18 protein-coding genes are annotated in these 20,333 nt (G+C 69.1%); 11 read left to right on the top strand and 7 right to left on the bottom strand.

All coding sequences use genetic code 11. The features are described from left to right. Positions 1-20: 20 nt before the first annotated feature. The 3 genes from ACWEQQ_RS07030 to ACWEQQ_RS07020 form a co-directional block, all read right to left on the bottom strand. Positions 21-2,852: a hypothetical protein gene (locus ACWEQQ_RS07030; protein WP_452347550.1), complete on the bottom strand. Its 2,832-nt coding sequence runs from the start codon at positions 2,850-2,852 to the stop codon at positions 21-23. 109 nt (positions 2,853-2,961) lie between these two features. Further along, on the bottom strand, positions 2,962-3,330 hold the full coding sequence (locus ACWEQQ_RS07025; RefSeq protein ID WP_452338969.1) for a hypothetical protein: 369 nt from the start codon (positions 3,328-3,330) through the stop codon (positions 2,962-2,964). After that, positions 3,330-4,751, bottom strand: coding sequence for an ammonium transporter (locus ACWEQQ_RS07020; protein WP_452347549.1), 1,422 nt, complete (start codon positions 4,749-4,751; stop codon positions 3,330-3,332). Before ACWEQQ_RS07020 ends, ACWEQQ_RS07025 begins: the two co-directional genes overlap by 1 nt. Positions 4,752-5,111: 360 nt before the next feature. Between ACWEQQ_RS07020 and ACWEQQ_RS07015 the strand changes: the two genes are divergently transcribed. Genes ACWEQQ_RS07015 through ACWEQQ_RS06980 form a run of 8 tightly spaced genes read left to right on the top strand, consistent with a single transcriptional unit; the run spans position 5,112 to position 15,010 of the window. Further along, a complete protein-coding gene (locus ACWEQQ_RS07015) occupies positions 5,112-6,338 on the top strand; it encodes a hypothetical protein (protein ID WP_452338970.1) in 1,227 nt (408 codons plus the stop codon). Positions 6,339-6,343: 5 nt separating this feature from the next. Continuing rightward, positions 6,344-7,303: a glutamate ABC transporter substrate-binding protein gene (locus ACWEQQ_RS07010; protein ID WP_452339036.1), complete on the top strand. Its 960-nt coding sequence runs from the start codon at positions 6,344-6,346 to the stop codon at positions 7,301-7,303. Between the two features lie 7 nt (positions 7,304-7,310). Continuing rightward, the gene (locus ACWEQQ_RS07005; protein ID WP_452347548.1) at positions 7,311-8,492 is read left to right on the top strand and encodes a hypothetical protein; all 1,182 of its coding nucleotides are present in this window, start codon (positions 7,311-7,313) and stop codon (positions 8,490-8,492) included. Then, on the top strand, positions 8,489-10,897 hold the full coding sequence (locus tag ACWEQQ_RS07000) for a tetratricopeptide repeat protein (RefSeq protein WP_452347547.1): 2,409 nt from the start codon (positions 8,489-8,491) through the stop codon (positions 10,895-10,897). Before ACWEQQ_RS07005 ends, ACWEQQ_RS07000 begins: the two co-directional genes overlap by 4 nt. Further along, positions 10,894-11,997: a phosphatase gene (locus tag ACWEQQ_RS06995; RefSeq protein ID WP_452347546.1), complete on the top strand. Its 1,104-nt coding sequence runs from the start codon at positions 10,894-10,896 to the stop codon at positions 11,995-11,997. Before ACWEQQ_RS07000 ends, ACWEQQ_RS06995 begins: the two co-directional genes overlap by 4 nt. Then, entirely contained in the window at positions 11,994-13,283 is a 1,290-nt protein-coding gene (locus ACWEQQ_RS06990) for a vWA domain-containing protein (protein ID WP_452347545.1), read from the top strand. Before ACWEQQ_RS06995 ends, ACWEQQ_RS06990 begins: the two co-directional genes overlap by 4 nt. Next, a complete protein-coding gene (locus tag ACWEQQ_RS06985) occupies positions 13,283-13,951 on the top strand; it encodes an FHA domain-containing protein (RefSeq protein ID WP_452338975.1) in 669 nt (222 codons plus the stop codon). Before ACWEQQ_RS06990 ends, ACWEQQ_RS06985 begins: the two co-directional genes overlap by 1 nt. 60 nt (positions 13,952-14,011) lie before the next feature. Beyond that, positions 14,012-15,010, top strand: a complete 999-nt coding sequence (locus ACWEQQ_RS06980; RefSeq protein WP_452347544.1) for a phosphatidylinositol-specific phospholipase C — start codon at positions 14,012-14,014, stop codon at positions 15,008-15,010. On the opposite strand, the gene ACWEQQ_RS06975 is transcribed toward ACWEQQ_RS06980, so the two are convergent. Both ACWEQQ_RS06975 and ACWEQQ_RS06970 read right to left on the bottom strand, forming a co-directional pair. Continuing rightward, the gene (locus tag ACWEQQ_RS06975; RefSeq protein WP_452347543.1) at positions 15,007-15,186 is read right to left on the bottom strand and encodes a hypothetical protein; all 180 of its coding nucleotides are present in this window, start codon (positions 15,184-15,186) and stop codon (positions 15,007-15,009) included. The two genes, ACWEQQ_RS06980 and ACWEQQ_RS06975, sit on opposite strands and share 4 nt — an antisense overlap. A gap of 127 nt (positions 15,187-15,313) precedes the next feature. Next, a complete protein-coding gene (locus ACWEQQ_RS06970; protein ID WP_452347542.1) occupies positions 15,314-15,925 on the bottom strand; it encodes a TetR/AcrR family transcriptional regulator in 612 nt (203 codons plus the stop codon). Positions 15,926-16,017: 92 nt separating this feature from the next. On the opposite strand from ACWEQQ_RS06970, the gene ACWEQQ_RS06965 reads away from it, so the two are divergent. The 3 genes from ACWEQQ_RS06965 to ACWEQQ_RS06955 all read left to right on the top strand — a co-directional run bounded on the left by ACWEQQ_RS06965 (position 16,018) and on the right by ACWEQQ_RS06955 (position 18,305). Further along, the gene (locus ACWEQQ_RS06965) at positions 16,018-16,296 is read left to right on the top strand and encodes a hypothetical protein (RefSeq protein WP_452338978.1); all 279 of its coding nucleotides are present in this window, start codon (positions 16,018-16,020) and stop codon (positions 16,294-16,296) included. Between the two features lie 126 nt (positions 16,297-16,422). After that, positions 16,423-17,694 carry a GDSL-type esterase/lipase family protein gene (locus ACWEQQ_RS06960; protein ID WP_452347692.1) on the top strand — a complete coding sequence of 424 codons (1,272 nt, stop codon included), beginning with the start codon at positions 16,423-16,425 and terminating at the stop codon, positions 17,692-17,694. 113 nt (positions 17,695-17,807) lie between these two features. After that, the gene (locus ACWEQQ_RS06955; RefSeq protein WP_452338979.1) at positions 17,808-18,305 is read left to right on the top strand and encodes a hypothetical protein; all 498 of its coding nucleotides are present in this window, start codon (positions 17,808-17,810) and stop codon (positions 18,303-18,305) included. Between the two features lie 479 nt (positions 18,306-18,784). Here ACWEQQ_RS06955 and ACWEQQ_RS06950 read toward each other — a convergent pair whose 3' ends face one another. Together ACWEQQ_RS06950 and ACWEQQ_RS06945 are read right to left on the bottom strand one after the other, a co-directional pair. Continuing rightward, complete coding sequence (locus ACWEQQ_RS06950; protein ID WP_452338980.1) at positions 18,785-19,651, bottom strand: MinD/ParA family ATP-binding protein; 867 nt, start codon at positions 19,649-19,651, stop codon at positions 18,785-18,787. A 348-nt stretch (positions 19,652-19,999) separates the two neighbouring features. Next, complete coding sequence (locus tag ACWEQQ_RS06945) at positions 20,000-20,155, bottom strand: hypothetical protein (RefSeq protein ID WP_452347541.1); 156 nt, start codon at positions 20,153-20,155, stop codon at positions 20,000-20,002. Between the last annotated feature and the right edge of the window lie 178 nt (positions 20,156-20,333).

Genomic DNA, 20,333 nt, shown 5'->3' with positions numbered 1-20,333 from the left:
ACCTGCGCGGGAGGGCGACGCTATTCCCGGTGGGCTCGGGACCAGAGGGCTGGCCAGCCGCCGGAACCGAGCCAGGCGGTGGGGATGAGGAGGCCGTGGTCGGCTGTGTGGGACCAGAAGGTTTCGTGGTCGGGGCCGGAGTCGGGGGTGCCGAGTTCGAGGGCGGCGGGCCAGGCGGTGAGCCAGGGGCCGTCGGGGGCCGAGAGGGAGGTGGCGGGGTAGCCGGGAACGGTGGTGGCTCGGGGGGCGCTGATCGCGGTCACCGGGGTGGAGTGGGTGGGGGTACAGGTGGTAGCGAGGATCAGGGGGCAGAGCAGGTCGGGGGTGGGGTGGCGGGTGATGGCGTGGGTGAGGGCGGGGTCGCCGCGGCGGGCGAGGCGGCCGATGGCGGCGCGGACGCGCTGGGCGATCAGGTCCATGCTGCGGGCGGCGGCGATGTCCGGCTCTTTTATCAAGGCGCGCAGCCGTTTCGACGGGACGGGTGCGTCGGCCGTGACGCTGGGCAGGCGGGGGTAGCGGCCCAGGAGGGCGGCGTCCAGGGATTCGATCGCGGCGGCGAGGGGGCGGCTGCCGCCGGCGGTCCAGAGGGCGGGCAGGGCGGCGGGGTTGGCGTCGAGGAAGGTCACGCACAGGGCGGTGAGCCGGTCGGTACCCGAACGACGCAGGGCGGTCAGCGTTTTGGGATCGCCGTCGGTGTCCCCGGCCAGAGCGGCGAGGACGCGCAGGGCGGCTTCCGACTCGACCATCGCCTTGCGGACCGCTTCGTGCAGTACGGGACCGACCTCACGGACCGGATCAGGTGCCGAGCGCCGGGTCCGAGCGGGCGGCTCGGCAGTCGCCAACTCCACCGGATCAGGTTCCGGCTCCTCGACGCGGAGGGTCGCGGCCCAGTCCCGGACCGCCTGCCGCACTGCGGGATCGGCTTCCTGGTTGAATCGTCCGGCGATCTCGCTCACGGCCCACCCGCGGCCGGCCCGGCGCAGTTCGGCATTGACCTGAAGGTGGTCGCGCTCGTCGCGCAGGCCGAGCAGGATGCTCCGCCCGCGCACGGCCTGACTCTGATACCACTGTCCCGCAATGCAATTGCCCATATGGTCCGACCACTCCGCGAGCCGGGTGGCGGTGCGGGCGATCTGAATCCGCAGCGACGTGCCGGGCAACCCGGCACCGTCGTGGGCGAGGACCGGTTCGGCGACCTCGAATTCGCTGGTGAGCGCGGCGGCCACGACACCGCTGCCCACCAGTCCGGCGCACAGGCGCGCCCAGTCCCGGCACCGGGCAGGGACGGTCGCCCCGAGGTCGACCAGCTGGGCGGCTCCGGCGACCGCGAGCGGGATGGAGTCCGACCGCGGCGTCAGCGGATCCGGTTGCGGTGCCGGCGGATTCGTCTCGAAGTCGGGTACCCGGTAGTAGTGCGTCGGCACGGCGGCCTCATGTCCGCGCGCCCGCGCCATGGCATCGGCGAGGTCGGCGAGCCACAGCAGGTCGGAGGCATGCTCGGCCGCGGCGGGATCCCCGGCCAGCCGGACCGCGAGGCCGGGCTGATCGTGGACGCGCACCATCGGGTCGAAACGCCAGTCCTGGGGCGGCCGCTGCGCGGTGTAACCGGCGACCGCGCGCCAGGCCCGCAGCGAGTTCGAATCCCAGTGTTCCGCCGGGAACGAGCGTGCTGGGATGTCGATGCCGAGCAGCATCCGGCACCGTTCGGCGACCACGATCGCGGAAGCCAGCGCGGTCCGCATCCGAGCGCGCACGAAGCGTTCATAGGCGGCGTTGCGCGGCTGCTGCTGCCGCAGCCACGCATCGATCTCGCGAACATGGACACCGGGCCGCACGGGCAGGGCGTTCAGCTCACCGACGGGATACCTGGCCGCCTTGATCTCTCGCGAGGTGAGCATCCCGGAGACCACGGCGATCTCCTCGCGCACCCGGTCGATGCCCGCGACCACCCCGAGTTCGTGCACCGCGACGGCGGCCCGCAGCAGCACAGTGGCCGCGAGCGCGTCCTGGATCATCCGCTCGGCGCAGTGCTTCCAGAGATTGCGCCAGGTCGGGCGAAATCGAATGGCCGTCGGCAGGGTGAGCGGCCCCGGGGTCGATCCCTGCGCGAGTTCGACCAGCTGCTGCTCGTAGAACCGGTTCGAACGTTCGCGCAGCGACTCCAGTCCGCTCAGATCATGGCTCGCCAGCAGCCGCTCGCGCTCGAGCACGGCGCGCTGCCGCGCGCACACCTGCTCCCACAGGTCCAGCACCAGCTCCAGCCGCCGTGGGCGCGAGCAGGATTCGAGGACCCGGCCCAGGTTCGCCGCCAGCACCGACGCCGCGCCGTCGGGCACCGGATCGATGCCGTCGGGCGCGCGCAGCTCGAGCACCCGCACCAGTTGCTCGGGTCCGAGCAGATCCGCCGCCGCGGACGCCAATACCACTGCGGCCCAGCGTCCCTCGCCGATGGCCTGCTCGGCGGCCGCGCCCACGGGTTTGGTGGCCGTCACCCCGAACAGCGCGACCAGGGTCGCCGTCCGATCCCCGAGCCGCCGGCCGCCGCCGACCTTGAGCACCCGCAGGGCCGCCAGCACCGCGTCCCGCCGGTCACCGCCGGCGCCCGCCAGCCGTGCGGACACGAAACCGTCGCCGAGATCGATTCCGGCCCCGGCGATTACCGTGCCGCCGAGCTCGATGAGCCCGGCCAGGTCGGCGCAGGCGATGGCCACGCGGGCGGGATCGCTGTCCCGTGCGCCCAGGACGACCGCCGCACCCTCGGGCCCGTCGTGGTCGATCGCCTCCCCCGTCTCGACCAGCCAGGCGCGCCGATCACGTTCCGCGACCACGCCGAAGGCCAACTGCACTGCCAAACCCGAACTCCCACCGATGAATTGCCACGCCGCCTCGAATCAGCACGGCACACTCCCGCCCCGACCATACGATCGGGGCGGAAGCGCGGCAATCGAGTTTTCCGGCCGTTCACAAGCGGCGGGCGTCGATCATCCAGATCTCGATATTGGAGGCTTCGTGGTTGGAGCCGATCCGGCCGATCATGCGCACCAGATCGGTGACATCCTCGATCCGGGCGAGTAATTCGACTCGCAGTCCGGCGGAGACATCGGTTTCGAAGCGTTGTCCGCGATAGCTTTCGACGCGGTTGTCACGGTCGTCCACGCGATAGACCTGGGTGACCACCATGCGCCGCACACCGAAGGCGGCGAGGGCCTGTTTGATCTGATCGAACAGGCCGGGCGGCACCACCAGCGTGAGGAGTTTCGCGTCCGCACCGCCGCCCGGGTCCATATTGTGGTAACCGATCATGCCGCCGAGGTGCAGCGGCGCCGACATCAGGATTCCTTGGCCGGAATCTCCGCTCCGTCCTGCCGCACGGCCGCTTCCGTTCGCACCACTTTCCGCACGGACGGTTGCGCGTGGACGAGCGTGTCGTCCGGATACGCCTCTTCCTCGTGTGCTCCGACGTCACCGGTCTCGAGCACTTCGTCGGGCATGCGCAGGCTCATGAACAGGCTCAGCACCTTGAGAATGACGAAGGTGACCAGCGCATCCCAGACGATCACCGTCGCGGCCGCACCCGCCTGCCAGAGCAGCAGTTTCGGATTGTGCCCGTAGAGCCAGCCGCCGTAGGTGGCGTCGGCCGCGCCGCCGGTGCCCAGGTACACCCGGATGTTCGGGTCGGCCAGCACGCCGACCAGCATGCCGCCCGCCAGCCCGGCCACGCCGTGGGTGTGCACCACGCCGAGGGTGTCGTCGACCTTGCGGAACAGCCGGGTCCGCCCGAGCTTGTTCCAGGACAGCCACACCAGAGTCGAGGCGATCAGACCGATCACCATGGCCCCGAAGCTGTTCACGAAGCCGGCCGCCGGGGTGATGGCGACCAGGCCGGCGATCATGCCGTTGACCGCGCCGAGGAAATTGGGCCGCCGCGACGGACCGGCCAGCATGTCCCAGATCACCCAGGTCAGCACCGCGACCGCGGTGGCGAGATTGGTATTGATCACCGCGAGTGAGGCATCCGCACCCGAGAAGTACGGGTCGCCGCCGTTGAAGCCGTTCCAGCCCAGCCACAGGATGCCCGCCCCGGCCGCGGCCATGGGCAGGTTGTTGGGCACCGCCCGTTCCCGGTCTCGGGTCAGCCGCGGGCCGATGACCGCCGCGGCCACGAAGCCCGTGGTGCCCGCGGCCAGGTGGATGACATATCCACCCGAGTAGTCGAGCGCACCCATTTGCGACCACCAGCCGCCGCCCCAGATCAGGAAGGCATTGACCGAATACGCCAGCGTCGACCAGAGCGGGACGAAGATCAGCCACACCTTGAAATTGATGCGCCCGATCACGCTGCCCAGGAACAACAGCGGTGTGATGCCCGCGAACACGAACTGGAAGTAGGCCAGCGTGGTCTGGGAGAATCGGAACTTGGGCATGAGCCCGTCGAGCAGCGGAATCACGGCCTGCTCTTGATTATTGGAACTCAGAATTGTGTGCGGCTTGCCGATTGCGGCCCGCAGTATTCCTGGGCCCAGTTTGACGGGCTCGCCGAACCCCATCTTGAAGCCCCACAGCACCCACACCACCAGGACCAACGAGAATCCGGTGAACGCCATGAGCATGGTATTGACGGCCCATTTGCGTTGCACCAGACCGCCATACAAGATCGCGATACCGGGAATGCTCATCAGGCCGACTAGAGTCGCGGCTACCAACTGCCAGGCATTGTCGCCGGGATTCAGCCAGTCGGGATACGGTGACATGTTTCAGCGCTACCTCACCGCGGAGCGGGCAGGCACCAGACTCGCTCCAGCACTAAATTACGTTGTGACATAAGGTGTCTAAGGTCACATCGGGTGAACCAAGTGTTGTGCCGGAACATTTCCCGGCGATTACACGCGGTTAAATCTGGATTTCATGGTCCGGTCATGAATGCACGTGCATTCGAAATGATGGACCCGCTCAGCGAATTCCGACCGGTTGGAACTCGATCGACAGGGTGCGATCGCTACCGTACGATCTGGCTACGGGGAGCACCGGCCGGTCGAACGGGGGAAACGGAGTTGAGGAGTCGCTTACCGGCGACCATTCGCAGTCGCTCAGCGGCGATCACTCGCGGGGGCATGCAATGGACGCGACGCTTCGTGCGCACCGCGCCCGGCGTCATCGGTGCGGTGGGCGCTGCCCTCGCACTGCTGGCCCTGCTCGGCGGCCTGGTGACCGCCGAGCAGCAGAGCACCAAGATCACACGCCACGACACCGTCCTGGCACACACCGAACCTCTGGCCAATGCCGCGCAGCGGCTGTACGTGGCACTGTCCACGGCCGACGCGGCGGCGTCCACGGCCTATCTCTCCGGCGGGATCGAGTCGCCCGAGGTGCGGATCCGCTACGAGAACGCGCTGACCGACGCGGCCGCCGCGCTCGCGGAGGCCACCACCGGCGCCGCGGACGCCGAGACCCGCACCATCCTGGGCCGGATCTCGGCCGAATTGCCCAGTTACACCGGCTATGTCGAGGCGGCGCGGGCCAATAACCGGCAGGGCCTGCCGGTCGGCTCCGCGTATCTGCGGCAGGCGTCGGCGCTCATGCAGGGCTCGATCCTGAAGGACGCGGGCGAACTGGAGCACATTCGCCTCGCACAGCTGCACAGCGATCAGGGCGCGATCACCGGGCTGCCCTGGTGGAGCGCGGGCACGCTGGTGCTGCTGCTCGCGGCCTGCGGCTACGGCTCGTGGATTCTGGTGCGGCGAACCAACCGCTGGATCAATCCGGGCGTGGTCACGGCCGGCGGTCTGACGGTGGTAGCGCTGCTGTGGATCCTCGCCACCACGGCCGCGACCACGGCGGCCATCGACACCGGGGCCACCGCCCGCTTCGAAAGGCTCGCGCAGGCAAGGATTCTCGCCCAGCAGGCGCGCACAGAGGAGACGTTGCAGCTCATCACCCGCGGCGACGTCGACGCCAGCGAGCAGCGCTTCACCGCCGGCAGCGACCAGCTGCGCGCGGATCTGGCCGGCTTGCTGAGCGGCAATTCCGCGGCGTCGAAGGCCTTCTCGGGCTGGCAGGACGGCCATCAGAAGGAGCTCGCCGCCTACAAGTCCAACGACTATCGCGGGGCGGTCGACCAGTCGATCAAGACCGACGGCGCGGGATCCGCGGCCCAGTTCACCGCCCTCGACGACGCCTTGAAGGCCGAACTCGAGCGCACCCGCCAGGAAGTGCGCGACGATGTGAACACGGCCGGAAATGCCCTCACCCTGAGCCCGCTGGGCACGCTGGTGCTGCTGCTGGCGGCGGCGGGATCGATCGTCGTCGGGGTGTGGCCGCGGTTGAAGGAGTTCCTGTGAAGCGGATGCGGATGCTGATGGTGGCAGCCGTGGCGCTGCTGGCCGCCGCGTGCGGGTCGACGCCGGATGCCGCGCCCTTCCAGCTGCCGTCCGGCAGCCGGCTGCCGGCGGGCGCCACCGTCCTCGCCACCGCGCCCAATCAGCGCGCCGACCAGTCCTGTAACCCGACCGCGAGCCTGCGGCCGCTGAGTCCGCAACCGCAGCCGGGGTCCATGCCCGCCCAGTCGACGATGGCGAACATCGTCGCCGGCGGGAAGATCCGGATCGGGGTGGACCAGAACCAATTCCTGTTCGGTTACCGCAATCCGTCGACCGGCGAGCTCGAGGGCTTCGATATCGATCTCGCCCACGAGATCGCCCGCGACCTGTTCGGCGACCCGGGCCGCGTGGACCTGCGTCCCATCGACTCCGCCCATCGCGCGGATGCGCTGGCGAAGAACGAGGTCGACCTGGTCGTGCAGAACTTCACGCCGACCTGCGCGCGCCGCCAGCAGGTCCAGTTCTCCGCCGTGTATTTCGAGACCGACCAGCGGGTGCTGGTGACCAAGGGCTCGGGCATTCGCTCGGCGGCCGATCTGGGCGGCAAGAAGGTGTGCGGCATCCCCAACTCGACGACGCTGGACGCGGTGTTCGCACTTCCCCAGCGCCCCATCGTGATCGGGATCGAGAACTGGCTGGACTGCCTGACCGCGCTGCAGCAGGGCGAGGTCGACGCCGCCAGCACCGACCTGCCGCTGCTGTACGGCTTGAAGATCCAGGACCCGAATCTCGAAGTGGTCGGCGACGCCATGGCCACCGATGTGTACGCCATCGGAGTGCAGAAGCAGAACACGGATCTCGTGCGGTTCGTCAATGGCGTGCTGGAGCGGGTCCGCGCCGACGGTACCTGGCAGCGGATCTACAACCAGCGGCTGAGCGTGCTCGGGCCGTCCAACGGTCCCCCGGCGCCCAAGTACAGCGACTGAGCCGGTCATGCACGAGAATCCTGGGCACATTCTCAGCGTCGCCGAGATAGATCGTGAAATCGCCGAGCGGGCACGCGAAATCGAGACCATCGCCGCGACCCTGGTGGAGCTGGACAAGCATCCCGGGCTGGTGCTGTTGCGCCGCTTCCCGCCCACCGGTGTCACCGAGCAGCGCTGGGCGGCGGCGCGGGCGGCGCTGGAACTCATGTGGGAGGACTTCGGGCGGCTGGGCACCGTGCTGGACCAGGCCCGGACCGCGCGCGGGCGGCGACGCCTGGACGCGCTGGACCGGGAGGAGCTCACGCGCCTGCTGCGCGGACAGCCGGTCGAGGTGTCGCGCAGCACGATTCCGATGTCACAGCGTTCGCTGAGCGGGCCGCGCGAGCAGATCGAGCTGATCGGCATCACCGAGATGCTGGACCGCATGCGCGCGGCCTTCCCGACCGTGGTGCGGGTGCTCGACGCGGTGGAGGCGGTGCACTCCCGGGTGATGACCGATATCGCGCCGCTGCAGGCGGAGCTGAGCCGCACCGGCATGTCGATTCCCGAATTACAGTCGCTGACAAGCGATGTCGACGCCCTCGCCATGCAGGTCGCCACCGATCCCCTGGCCCTCGAACCCGATGCGCTCGACCGTCGCCTGGGCGAGTTGTCCCGGCGCATGCGCGAGGCCGCGACCGTACTGACCGAACTGCGGGCCATCGCGACGGATTGGGACGCGGCGATCGAACGGTCCCGGGCCCGGGTCGAGGCACTGCGCAAGACCTACGAGCGAGCCGATCGCGCCCGCACCGAGGTGGAGCGCACCATTCTGGCCGCGCCGCTCCCCCGGCATCCGGACGACAGTGCCGTGTACAGCGCGGAACTGACCGCGCTGGAAGCCAATCCGTCCGTGGCCACGGTGCTGTGGGAGCTGCGGCAACGCATCACCGGGGCGCTCGACGCGGCGACCCGCAATGAACAACTCGCGCAGGGCCTGCTCGATCGGCGGATGGAACTGAAGGGGCGGTTCAGTTCCTACCGCGCCAAGGCCGCCCGGCTGGGGGTGGCCGAGGACCAGGATGTGCTCGCCGCCGCCCGCATCGCCGCGGGGCTGCTCTCGCGCCGGCCCTGCGATCTGGCCGCGGTCACCCGCGCCATCACCGACTACCGCCAGCTCATCGACCAGAAATCGGGGAGGCGATCATGAACTGCACCGAGCCCGGCTGCACCGGGACCATCGAGGACGGCTACTGCACGGTCTGCGGCACCGCCCCGAGCGCGGCGCCCGCGGCCACCGGGGGCGGGCCGGCCACGCCGACCGGGACCAGCGCTGCCGGCGCGGCGAGCACCGTCGGCTCCGACCGCTGTGCCGAACCCGGTTGCACCGGAACGATTCTCGACGGCTACTGCGATGTGTGCGGCAGCGCGCCCGCGTCGCCGTCGGCGCTGGCCACCACCGCGCACGCGTCGGCGATGAGCACGGGATCGACGGTCAGCGGCCGGTCCTCCCGCAGCGGGCGCTCGGTCCGCACCGGACGGTCGGGAGCCTCCGGAGCCAGCCGCGGCCGGCTGGGCGCGGGCATGGTCAAGGTGCCGTCGGTGCCGCGCCGGGATCCGGCCGAGGCCGTGCTCGTCGATCCGGAGGTGCCGGAGAACCATCGCGAATGCGGTAGGTGCAATCGGCCGGTCGGGCGCAGCCGCAATGGTCAGCCCGGTCGCGCCGAGGGCTTCTGCGCCCACTGCGGGACGCGATTCTCCTTCACCCCCAAGCTGTCCGGCCAGGATGTGGTGGGCGGCCAGTACGAGGTGCTCGGCCCGCTGGCGCACGGCGGCCTGGGCTGGATCTATCTCGCGGTGGACCACAAGGTCGACGACCGGCCGGTGGTCCTCAAGGGCCTGCTCAATACCGGCGATGCGGACGCCATGCGGGCGGCCGTGGCGGAGAAGCGGTTCCTCGCGCAGGTCGATCACCCGAATATCGTGCGGATCTACAACTTCGCCGAGGACACCGGGCCGGACGGCAAGCCGGTCGGGTACATCGTGATGGAGTACGTGGGCGGTAAATCGCTCAAACAGCTACTACGCGAACAGCGCACGGCCGATCAGCGGTATCTGCCGCCCGCGCGGGCCATCGCCTACATCCTGGAGATGCTGCCCGCGCTCGAATACCTCCATGACCGCGGGCTCGCCTACTGCGACTTCAAACCCGACAATGTCATGCAGACCGAGGAGCAGCTCAAGCTCATCGACCTCGGCGCGGTCGTCGGCCTGCACGATCAGAACGAAACCATCTACGGCACACCGGGTTACCAGGCCAAGGAGATCGCGCAGACCGGGCCGACCGTCGCGTCGGAGGTGTACACGGTGGGCCGCACGCTGGCGGCGCTCATCATGCGGATCCCGCCGGTGAACAATGAACTCGGCCCGCTGCCCGGTCCCGAGCTCGAACCGCTCATGGCCCGTCACGAATCGCTGTACCGATTCCTGGTGCGCGCCACCGATATCGAGCCCGACGCGCGCTTCACCTCCATGACCGAGATGGGCGATCAGCTCACCGGCATTCTGCGCGAGGTGCTGGCCACCGAGGACGGGCGACCCCGGTCGGGACTGTCCACCCGGTTCGGCCCACCGCGCGGGGTGTTCGGCATCGGTGACCAGCTGCCCGGTGATCCTCGCGCCCTCATCGCGGCGCTGCCGGTTCCATTGGTCGACCCGAGCGACAGCGGCGCGGCACTGCTGGCCTCCACCAGCGCGGTCACGCCCGAGGACCTGGAGCGCGAGATCACCGCGGGCCTGCAGTCGGTGGTCACCGGCCGCGAGGAGTCGGTGGAGATCCCGCTCCGGCTGATCCGAGCCGCATTGGAATTCGGCGATCCGGACGATGCGCTGCGCCGACTGGACGCGGTGGGCGAGACGCTGTCCGGCGACTGGCGGCTGACCTGGTTCGCGGGCCTCGCCCGCCTGCTGCAGCGCGATTGGCCCGCCGCCGCAGCCGAATTCGACGCCCTCTACAGCGCGCTGCCGGGCGAGGCCGCCCCGAAGCTGGCCCTGGCCGTCACCGCCGAGCTCATGGCCGCGGACGGACTGGACCCCGAGACCGCGCGCGAGCGGGCCGCCCGCTACTACGACCTGGTCTGGCGCACCGACCGCTCCTTCACCAGCGCCGCCTTCGGCGCGGCCCGGCTGCGGCGCGCGGCCGGCGACCGGGCGGGCGCGGTGACGGTGCTCGATCAGGTCGACGCCGCCTCGGCGGTGCACACCGAGGCCGGGGTCACCGCGGTCGAGACGCTGCTGGCCGTCGCCGAGCCCGCCGAGCTGACCGAACAATTGGTTCGCGATGCCGGCAAACGCATCGATAGTCTGACCCTCGACTCGAAACGCCGTGCCGCGCAGGCCCGTTTGCGAGTCCTGGACGCGGCGCTGCGCTGGCTGCGCCTGGGCAGGGTGCCCACCGACCACTCCCCGCTGCTGGGGGTGGCGCTCGATCAACAAGGGGTACGTACCGGTTTGGAACGCTGTTATCGCGACCTGGCGCACGAGACCGAGGACATGTGGGAACGGATCGCCCTGGTGGAGCAGGCCAATGCGGTGCGCCCGAGGACGCTGCTGTGACGGCCCGCTGCCCGCACTGCGGCACCTTCGCCGCCGATACCGACCGGTTCTGCGAGGCCTGCGGCCGCAAACTCGGCATCCGGGTGATCGCGCTGCCGCCCAAGGAATTCCGGCCCGGCTCCGGCTCGACCGTGCCGGTGGCCGAGGCGGCGCGCAGTGCCCGGCTCGCACCCACCGGCGCCACGGCCACCGTCGAATCCGGTCCGCCGCCCGACTGCACCGGCTGCGGCGGAACCGAATTCGACCCGGACGGCTACTGCGCCACCTGCGGTGAGCTCGGGCCCGAACGGGATCGCTTCGAATTCGACCTGGGCACCGCGTGCCTGATCACCGATCGCGGCCTGCTGCACGCCCGCAACGAGGACGCGGTCGCGGCGGCGGTGCTGGACGGCGCGGTGCCGAATCGGCCGGCCGCCGCGGTCATCACGGTCTGTGACGGGGTGTCGACCTCCGAGGATCCGCAGGCCGCCTCGGGTGCGGCGGCCCGGGCGGGGCTGGACGCCTGCCTGGCCGCCCTCGCCGCGGACCAGCCCGCCGAGGACTGCGTCATGGCCGGGCTCACCGCCGCCGCCGACGCGGTCAAGGCGGTCGGCTCGCCGGACGGGAAAGCACCGTCGTGCACCTATGTCTCGGCGATCGTGCAGTTCGACGCCGAGGGCGGCGCGGACATCACCGTCGCGAATGTCGGTGACAGCCGCGCCTATTGGCTGCGCGGCGACGACTCCGACCGGCTCACCGTCGACGATTCTCTCGCCCAGGCCATGGTCGACAACGGCGTGCTGGACGCGGCCACCGCCATGGACGGCCCGCACGCGCACGTGCTCACCCGCTGGCTGGGGGCCGACAGCGAACACCAGTGGTCGCCCACCTGCGTGCGCACCCTGCACACCGACGCGCCCGGGGTGCTGCTGGTGTGCACCGACGGGTTGTGGAACTACCTCCCCGAGGCAGCGGCCCTGTCCCGCTTCACCGGCTCGCTGGCGCCGTTGCCCGCGGCGCGCGCCCTGGTGGAGCACGCGCTCGGTGCGGGCGGCAAGGACAACATCACCGTCGCCCTCGTACCCGTCCCGTCCCTCGCACCATCAGGAGACACAGCGTGACTTCCGCCGAGAACAAAGGCATTTCGGTAGCCATCGACCAGAACGCATTCCTCGCCGAGGGGGTGCGCACGGTCGACGCCATCGTCACCGTCGAGGCCACCGGCGATCTGGTGGTGTCGGTGGCGCCGCCGCCGCGGGTCGAGATCCTGATCATCGACACCTCCGGGTCCATGGGCGCGGCCGACAAGTTCGCGGGCGCCCGGCGGGCCACGCTGGCGGCGCTGGACGTCATGCCCGACGGCACCCGGTTCGCGATCGTGGAGGGTACCGACAAGGCGCAGGTGGTGTTCCCGCACCGCGGGCCCTCGGCGGTGGCCAGCCCGCAGGAGCGCGCCAACGCACGGCGAGCGCTGGACAAGCTGGTTCCACACGGCGGCACCGCGATCGGCACCTGGCTGGGACTGTCGCGCCTGATCGCCCAGCAGCACCCGGGGGCCATGGTGCACGCCATCCTGCTCACTGACGGCAAGAACGAGCACGAGACGCCCGAGCGGCTGGCGGAGGAGATCCGCCAGTCCATCGGTGTCTTCACCTGCGACTGCCGTGGCGTCGGGGTGGACTGGGAGCCGAACGAGGTGCGCCCCATCGCCTCCGCGCTGCACGGGACCATCGACACCGTGGCGACCGCGGATCTGCTGGCCCAGGATTTCGCGGCCACGATGGAATCGTCGATGGAGAAGGCGATTCCGGACCTGACCATGCGGGTGTGGACACCGGTGGGCGCGAAGATCGTCTTCCTCAAGCAGGTCGCGCCGTTCATCGAGGATCTCACCGCGCGACGCACCGAGGTCGGGCCGCAGGTGGGCGAATATCCGCTGGGCTCCTGGGGCGCCGAGGATCGCGACTATCACATCCAGCTGGAGCTCGAGCCGGCCGCGCCGGATCGGGAGAAGCTGGCCGCGCGGGTGAGCGTGCTCGCCGAGGGCGACGTGCTCGGGCAGGGTCTGGTCAAGGCGGTTTGGACGACCGATACCGACAAGTCGGCGATCATCAGCCGCCGGGTCGCGCACTACACCGGACAGGCCGAGCTGGCCCAGACCGTTCAGGAGGGCCTGACCGCGCGCAAGCAGGGCGACTTCGCCACGGCCACGGCCAAACTCCAGCGCGCGTACCACCTGGCCAGCGAGTCGGGCAATGAGAACACCGCCAAGCTGCTGCTCAGTGTCGTCGACGTGGTGGACGAGCGGACCGGAACCATTCGCCTGCGCAACAAGATCGATCCCGCCGACGAGATGGCCCTCGACGTCCGCTCCACCAAGACCGCCCGAGTCCGCAAGGAGCCGTGATGGCGCTCTGCACAGAAGGGCACGAGACCACCGCCACCGACTACTGCGATTTCTGTGGTGCGCCGATGGGCGGTCAATTCGGTGGCGCCACACCGCAACTGGCGATGTGCCCGTCCTGCGGAGCACCCTCGGAGGGTCGGTTCTGCGAGAACTGCGGACACGACTCGGCGCTGCCGCCGCCTCCGCCCGCGCCACCGGTGAGCGCGGAGCCGGCGACGACCGGCGGCGAATCCGGGGCGGTCGAGAACGGAGCCGCAGCGCCGGTCTGGGTCGCCACCATTTCCGCCGACCGGGCGCACTACGCGCGCATGCAGGCGCAGAAGGGACCCGATCTGGAGCGGGTCGACTTCCCCGACTACTACCCCGACCGCCGAATCCCCTTGCAGGGGCCCAATATCCTGATCGGCAAGCGCAGCGTCTCGCAGGGCGTGCACCCCGCCATCGACCTCTCGGTCGCGCCCGCCGATATCGCGGTCTCGCGCTCGCACGCCATCCTGCACCTCGACGGCGGGACGCTCACGGTCACCGACCTCGGCTCCACCAACGGCACCTGTCTCAACGACAGCCCCCACCCCATCCCACCGAAAACGCCTGTGCCACTGCAGGAGGGGGACCGCATCCACGTGGGCGGCTGGACCACCATCACCCTGACCACTGAACCGGGCTGACCACACAATTCGGGCAAAACGGCGATCTTGGTCCATTGCCCAGGTTAGGCTCCCCGCTCTATGAGCTTGACCCGCCGAGACTTCGCCCGCACCACCCTGGCCGCCGCCGCAGGCGCGCTCGCCACCGGCCTGACCGGCCCTGCGGCGCAGGCGATCCCGCACGCGCGAACCGTCGGCGCATCACCGCAGGCGTGGATGTCCGCGCTCCTCGACACCACCTCCCTGCTGCGCCTCACCATCCCCGGCACCCACGACTCCTGCTGCACCAGCGCCGCCAACGGCACCGAGTGGTCGCACACCCAGAACTGGTCGCTCCCGGACCAATTCGCGCACGGCATCCGTTTCCTGGACATCCGCTGCAACGGCCTGCAGGACCACACCGCGGACTCCTTCGGCGTGTACCACAGCGGCTTCTACCAGGGCATCACCTTCGATACGGTGCTCGACCAGTGCCGGGCCTTCCTGGCCGGCAATCCCGGCGAAGTCCTCGTCATGCGGGTCAAGAAGGAGGACGGCACCAATAACGACGTGGGCGCCGATTTCGCGCGAATCTTCAACGGCTACCTCGACACCAAGGGCTACCGCTCACTGTTCTGGCTGGAGAACCGCTTCCCCGCGCTGGGTGAGGCCCGCGGCCGCATCGTCCTCATCGCCCAGTTCGCCAATTCCCTGGGCTGCCTGCAATGGCCCGGCGGCGACAACGGCGTCTTCACCACCGACCGGATTTATCTCCAGGACCACTACAAGGACCACGGCCTGGCCGGCCTCGACTCCGGATCCTCGAACTTCGGCTCCTCCGGCGGCGACAAATTCGACTACGTCAAGGCCTGTCTCGACAAGGCCGCCGCCGACCCCGCCAACACCCTCGAGTACATCAACTTCACCAGCTTCGCCGACAATGCCTGGCCCAAGGACAACGCGGCAGCGATCATGCCCAAACTCGCCGACTACCTGACCACCCACACCACCCAGTCCGCCCACTACGGAATCGTCCCCATGGACTTCCCCGACCAATACACCCGGGTCCTCGACCTCCTGCTCGCCAAGAACATCGGTTAAGGCTCGACCTCGGCGAGAATCGTGTCGCCGTCGTAGAGTTCGCCGCCGAATTTCCAGCCCTGCGCCGCGAACACCGAGACCAGCTCGTCCCATCGGTCCGGCTCGATCTTTCCGGCCAGCCGGACCAGCCGGTAGCCGGTCATCGACCGCAGCGTCACCCAATCGGTGCTCACCATGAACTCATAGTCCTCGGCCGGCTCAACCGACCAGCCGGCCCTGAGGAATGCGGCGGCGCAACCCCTTTCGGGGGCGACGAGCGGATGGCAGCGCCCGGTCGAGTCCCGACCACGCTGCGTGGCGCGGTCAGTGGTCGGTTGCGAGACGGTCCAACCACTCTCGGAGTAGGTGTTGCTCAGCGGTGGTGAGCATTGTCTCTTCGGGGAGGACGGCGCGCAGAGCGCGAGCAGCGCCCGCCGGGCCGGCGTCTCGAACGGCAGGCTGTTCGGTAGTGACCGCGGAGACCATGGCCTCTCGGAGAGCGGTGAGCAGGGCCGGGTTGCGGTCAGCTTCCGGGAGCGACAGCCAGGTCAGGACCGCGCCCCGGCCGGTGGCGTGAATGATCCCGGCCGCTGGCTGCTCGTCGACGCGTAGCCAGCCGCCCGCAGCGAGCCGACGGACGCGTCCGCGCAGGATCTCCAGTCCGACCTGGAATGCGGCCGACCCGGCGCCGGCGGGTTCGCTGTACATGAGGGTATAGAGCGCGGGGTTGGACAGGCCGAACTCGACCGCGAGGTCCCACCCCGCCCGCAGGTCTTCGATGAGATCGGCCGGGTCGGGGTCGATGCGTTTGCCAGCCACGAATTTCGCGAAACCGTACTCCGCGACGGCGTCCAGCAGCCCGTCCTTGTCACCGAACAGCCGGTAGATCGCCGGTGGCTGCAACCCGGCCGCGTCGGCGACCGCGCGAGTGGTCACCGCGTCCCGGCCCCCCGCTCCAGCAGATCGGCCGCGGCTTCGCCGCGGCGATCCTCGCCGAGGAGGGTCGATTCGACGGTCCCACACCGCCATTGACCGCCGCACAGGCCATGGACTTCGACGAGGTCGCCGCCCTCGCCGCCGAGCTCACGGGCCGAACCATCAAGCGCGTCACCGTTTCCGACGAGGAATTCCGGCAGCAGATGGTGAGCTACGGTGCCCCGCGATGGCAGGCGGACATGATGGTGGATATCTTCGCCGCCGAACGCGCCGGTGAATTCGCCACGGTCGACCCGACATTGGCGGAGTTGATCGGCCGCGAGCCGATCGGCTTCGATACGGTGCTGCGCGAGGCATTGTCGGTGAGCTGATCTTCTTGGCGAAAACTCTGTAAGGAATTACAGGGATTGCTAGGGTCGGCCAGCATGACACCGCGATGCCGCCCAACCTCTCCGTCCGGTCTCGCGAACGCCGGCAGGAGGGGTGGCGCGGTGGCGATGCTGGCGGCCATGGCCTGGCACGGGATCGCTCCGGCCGCGGCCGAGGCATCGGCAGGCGAGACGGGCGATGGCGGGCACTGGGTGAGCAGTTGGATGGCTGCGCCGTCGGATTCGTTCGGCGTCGTGGATCCGTCCGAGGCGCCGCAGCTGCACCTGTCCGACCAGACCTACCGGCTGATCGTGACCCCGCATCGGGGCGGCGCGACGGTGCGGATCCACCTCACCAATCGCACCCGTCCCACGCCGGTCGAGTTCGCTCATGTCACCATCGCCAAGCAGTCCGAAGGTGCTGCGGTGCAGCCGGACTCCATGCGCGAGGTGACCTTCGACCGCAGCCCGAGCGTGACGGCCGCGGCGTGGGGTGAGGTCGTGAGCGATCCGATCGATCTGTCCTTCGGCGCTTTCGAGTCCCTGGCCGTGAGCGTCTACGTCGCCGGTCCGGACGTCCTGCCCACCGAGCATTTCGACGCGAACGCCACCAGTTTCTACAGTCTCCCGTTCGCCGGAGACACGGCCGGCGACCCCGCCGGGGCGAGTCTGCCGCTGCACACCACCTCGATGCCGTTCCTGTCCGGTCTCGACGTCCGAGCGCCCGGGACGGTGAGCACCATTGTCGCCCTTGGTGATTCGATCACCGACGGCTATGTCGCCTCGAACTTCCTGGGCCTTCCGCAGGACCCCGGGGTGGTCGACCATGCCCAGCGCTACCCCGACTTCCTACAGCGGCGGCTCGATCAGGCCGGTCTGCCGTACAGCGTCGTCAATGCCGGCATCTCCGGAAACCGGGTCACCAGAGACGGATTCATCCCCCAGTTCGGTCCCGCCGCCACCGCCCGGCTCCAGCACGATGTGCTCGACCAGCCCGGCGTCACCGACGTCATCATCCTGGAGGGCATCAACGACCTGGGTATCCCGATCGGCGCCGACTACAACCAACTGGTCGGCGGCTACACCGAGCTCATCGGCCGACTGCACGCCGCCGGTCTGCGAGTCCACCTCGGCACCATCCTGCCTGCCGCCAACGCCCTCAACGACGGCATCCTCACCTTCCCCGCCGCCGACCCCGTTCGCCGGCAATTGAATTCCTGGATCCGCGGGCAGCAGCTCGCCGACAGCGTCATCGACTTCGACGCCGCCCTCCGCGACCCGGCCGACCCCTCCGTCCTGGCCCCGCGCTATGCGGGCCCCGATAACCTCCACCCGAACGCGGCCGGATATCAGGCCATGGCCGATGCCATCGACCTCACCACCTTCGGCGGCCAAGGCTGATAATTCGCCGCATTGCATCGAGAGACAATCGCATTCGGAAATGCCACCCCATGGATTCGTGCCCGCCAGTTCGATTGCCGCACAAATGGTCTCGGTTGGATTACGATGATCTTGTGAGTTATCCGATTCCGTCGGCGAAGGTGCTGTTGGAGAGCCGCCTGCGGATGGTGCTCGACGGCAGCCCCTACACCGTGCGCTCGGTCCACGACGGCCTGCGGGTCGAACGGCCCTACGACAAGGACCGCACGCGGACCCCCTACAGCTATTTCCTGCGGCTCAATGAAAAGCACAGCCGCGCACAGTTCTTCCGGTACTACTGGCCCAACAGCGAGGGCGAGGCCCCGCACCACTGGAACCGCGATCCCGACCGGATCGGCGAATCCATCAAATCGGAACTGGCCACGATGGGATGGCAACGCGGCCGCAGCCCCGCGGAATGGTTCTCCGCCATCCTCGGCACCATCATCTGGCTGGCGCTCCCGGGCACCATTGCCGCGTTCTCCGGCCAGGCCTGGTTCCTCGCAGTGTTCGGTTCGGTCCTCCTCGCGGTCGGCATCGTCATCGTCGTCGGGGCAGTCGTTCTGCTGCGCCGATCACGTACCCGAGTGTGATTCCCGGGCCGGGCTGCGCCTGGCTGTCCAGAACATCCAGGATCCGGCCCCCAGCGTAAGTGCGATGAAGGTCGCCATTCCGATCAGCGCCGCGATTGCTCCCGGCCCGGTGGCCCCGCCCCCACTCGCCTCGATCAGGAAACCTGCGGCTACCGGTCCGATAAGTATCAGACCGAGGGCCGTCAGCAGGAATGCGACATATGTCAGCACTCCCGCCGGCAATCGTGTTCGCGCTGCCGAACGCGCACTTCCCCCACCATCAACCTGCCGCTGTAACCGCCGAGCATTCGTCATATGCCCTCGAATCCATGTCTCGTGAGATGCATTCGAACAGGGAATTACGCCAACACCGTGAACTTCTCAGCGGCTGTACCGCAATCGAACGATCATCGCCACCTCGAATGCGTTCATGGCGTAATCCTGCCAGCAAGAACCGCGCCGACGGATCAAGCCGCACAGGCATTTCGAAATGTCGGGTACTAGCGGAGCAGGTTCACGAGTTGACGGTAGGCGGCGCGGGTGGGTGGCGCCAGGCGGCGCCAGCTGATGGGACCGCCGGAGCCCAGGTGGGCGTCATAGGGGATCTCGGCGACCGCCCGGACCACGTCGCCGAGATATTTGCGGACGTGTTCGGTGACCAGCGGCCCGTCCTTCGGGTACTGACGCGTGACGACGATGACCGCTTCGGCCAGGTGGTACTGGCTGTAGTTGTCGTCGAGCCAGATCAGGGCGGGTTTGAGCCGATTCACGGCGTCGGGGCGGGCGGCGAGGGTGATCACCAGCGAGATCCGGGAATCCGACAGCAGCGGGGCGACCATGCGGTTGGTGACGGGCGCGCCGCCGTCGTAGACGGGCAGGCAGCCGGCTTCGACCAGGTCGCGATGCACCGAGGAGTAGGTCTCGCGGCGGGGCAGCGCCTCGGGACCGCGGGGCAATACGCCTACGCCGGAGCTGTTCTCGCCGCAACTGTCGATCACGGTGGACGGCAGGCTGCGGTGGGTCATCCTCAGCCAGGACTGGACGGTCCCCGCGGCGTCGATGGTGTCGCACCCGCGGGCGGCCAGGTCACCGCCGGTGGTGGTGGCGTCGACGACGATCGGCGAGTGTTCGCCGTAGTCGTAGGCGGCCGCGCCCGCGATGCCCAGGGCGGTGGTGGTCGCGCCGGAGCCGCCGGAGCTGCCCAGGACGAGAACGGGCGGCAGGTCGGCCCACAGCAGGTAGCCGTTGCGCGGCTGCACGCGCACCATGTCGGTGGGCGCGCCGGGCGGGGCCGGACGCAACAGCAGGGAAAGGTCTGTGGGAGTGGAAGAAAGAGCGGCGGGATGATCCGGGAAATTTTCGGACACTCTGGATTCCTTTGATGCGAGCGGCAGACGATGCTGCGGAATCGTCTGGTCACCACGTCGCGGAGGACGGCTACGCCGGCGTCATCCATCGCGTGCACGATCGGTGGCGCAGCCAACCCCCTGCCATTTCGCCGTCGACACCCACACCGCGTCGACGAGCGGCCCCTGCGCCTCGACAGCTTCGCTGAAGCCTCGAGTTCTGCCCCCGGATACCCCCTACCCGCCTAGCTGTCGATCAAGAGTGCAAAAGGGTTGCCGTGCAGTCCCTTTCAATGTGGCCAGATATTACCTGATCTTGGCAGGCAAGCAGCAGGATCCCTAGCCCCACCGAAACTCCGGCACTGAATGTCAGCGCACCGCCCGAATCGGCACAACCGCGGCCGCCCCCAGCACCGAAAGCAGGCCACCGACCAGGAATAGCGGCCGATACCCGCCGAAGCTCACCACTGCCGACGCCACGAAAGGCCCGACGATTTGGGGACCCGCATTGGCGATATCGAGCACCCCATCTCGCGGGCGGCATCTTCGGCCTTGGGCAGCACCATGGTGACCAGGTCCACGGCCATGAAACAGCCGAGGGCCGGTCCGTTCACCGCGGCGAAGGCCAGCGGAATGAGCCACGGGTTGTCCAGGGCGTGCGAAGAGCACGGGTTCCGGCCGTGGTGCGGCCGGAACCCGTTGC

This window comes from Nocardia sp. NPDC004123 (assembly GCF_053603795.1).
Note: the sequence above shows the minus strand (reverse complement) of the source record. Positions and strands in the feature narration are given on the sequence as shown.

Excerpts from the sequence above, each read along its gene's own strand:
- ACWEQQ_RS07025 (WP_452338969.1), bottom strand. The coding sequence starts at position 3,330 with ATGTCGGCGCCGCTGCACCTCGGCGGCATGATCGGTTACCACAATATG.
- ACWEQQ_RS07020 (WP_452347549.1), bottom strand. The coding sequence starts at position 4,751 with ATGTCACCGTATCCCGACTGGCTGAATCCCGGCGACAATGCCTGGCAG.
- ACWEQQ_RS07015 (WP_452338970.1), top strand. The coding sequence starts at position 5,112 with ATGCAATGGACGCGACGCTTCGTGCGCACCGCGCCCGGCGTCATCGGT.
- ACWEQQ_RS07010 (WP_452339036.1), top strand. The coding sequence starts at position 6,344 with ATGCGGATGCTGATGGTGGCAGCCGTGGCGCTGCTGGCCGCCGCGTGC.
- ACWEQQ_RS07005 (WP_452347548.1), top strand. The coding sequence starts at position 7,311 with ATGCACGAGAATCCTGGGCACATTCTCAGCGTCGCCGAGATAGATCGT.
- ACWEQQ_RS07000 (WP_452347547.1), top strand. The coding sequence starts at position 8,489 with ATGAACTGCACCGAGCCCGGCTGCACCGGGACCATCGAGGACGGCTAC.
- ACWEQQ_RS06985 (WP_452338975.1), top strand. The coding sequence starts at position 13,283 with ATGGCGCTCTGCACAGAAGGGCACGAGACCACCGCCACCGACTACTGC.
- ACWEQQ_RS06980 (WP_452347544.1), top strand. The coding sequence starts at position 14,012 with ATGAGCTTGACCCGCCGAGACTTCGCCCGCACCACCCTGGCCGCCGCC.
- ACWEQQ_RS06975 (WP_452347543.1), bottom strand. The coding sequence starts at position 15,186 with ATGGTGAGCACCGATTGGGTGACGCTGCGGTCGATGACCGGCTACCGG.
- ACWEQQ_RS06960 (WP_452347692.1), top strand. The coding sequence starts at position 16,423 with ATGCTGGCGGCCATGGCCTGGCACGGGATCGCTCCGGCCGCGGCCGAG.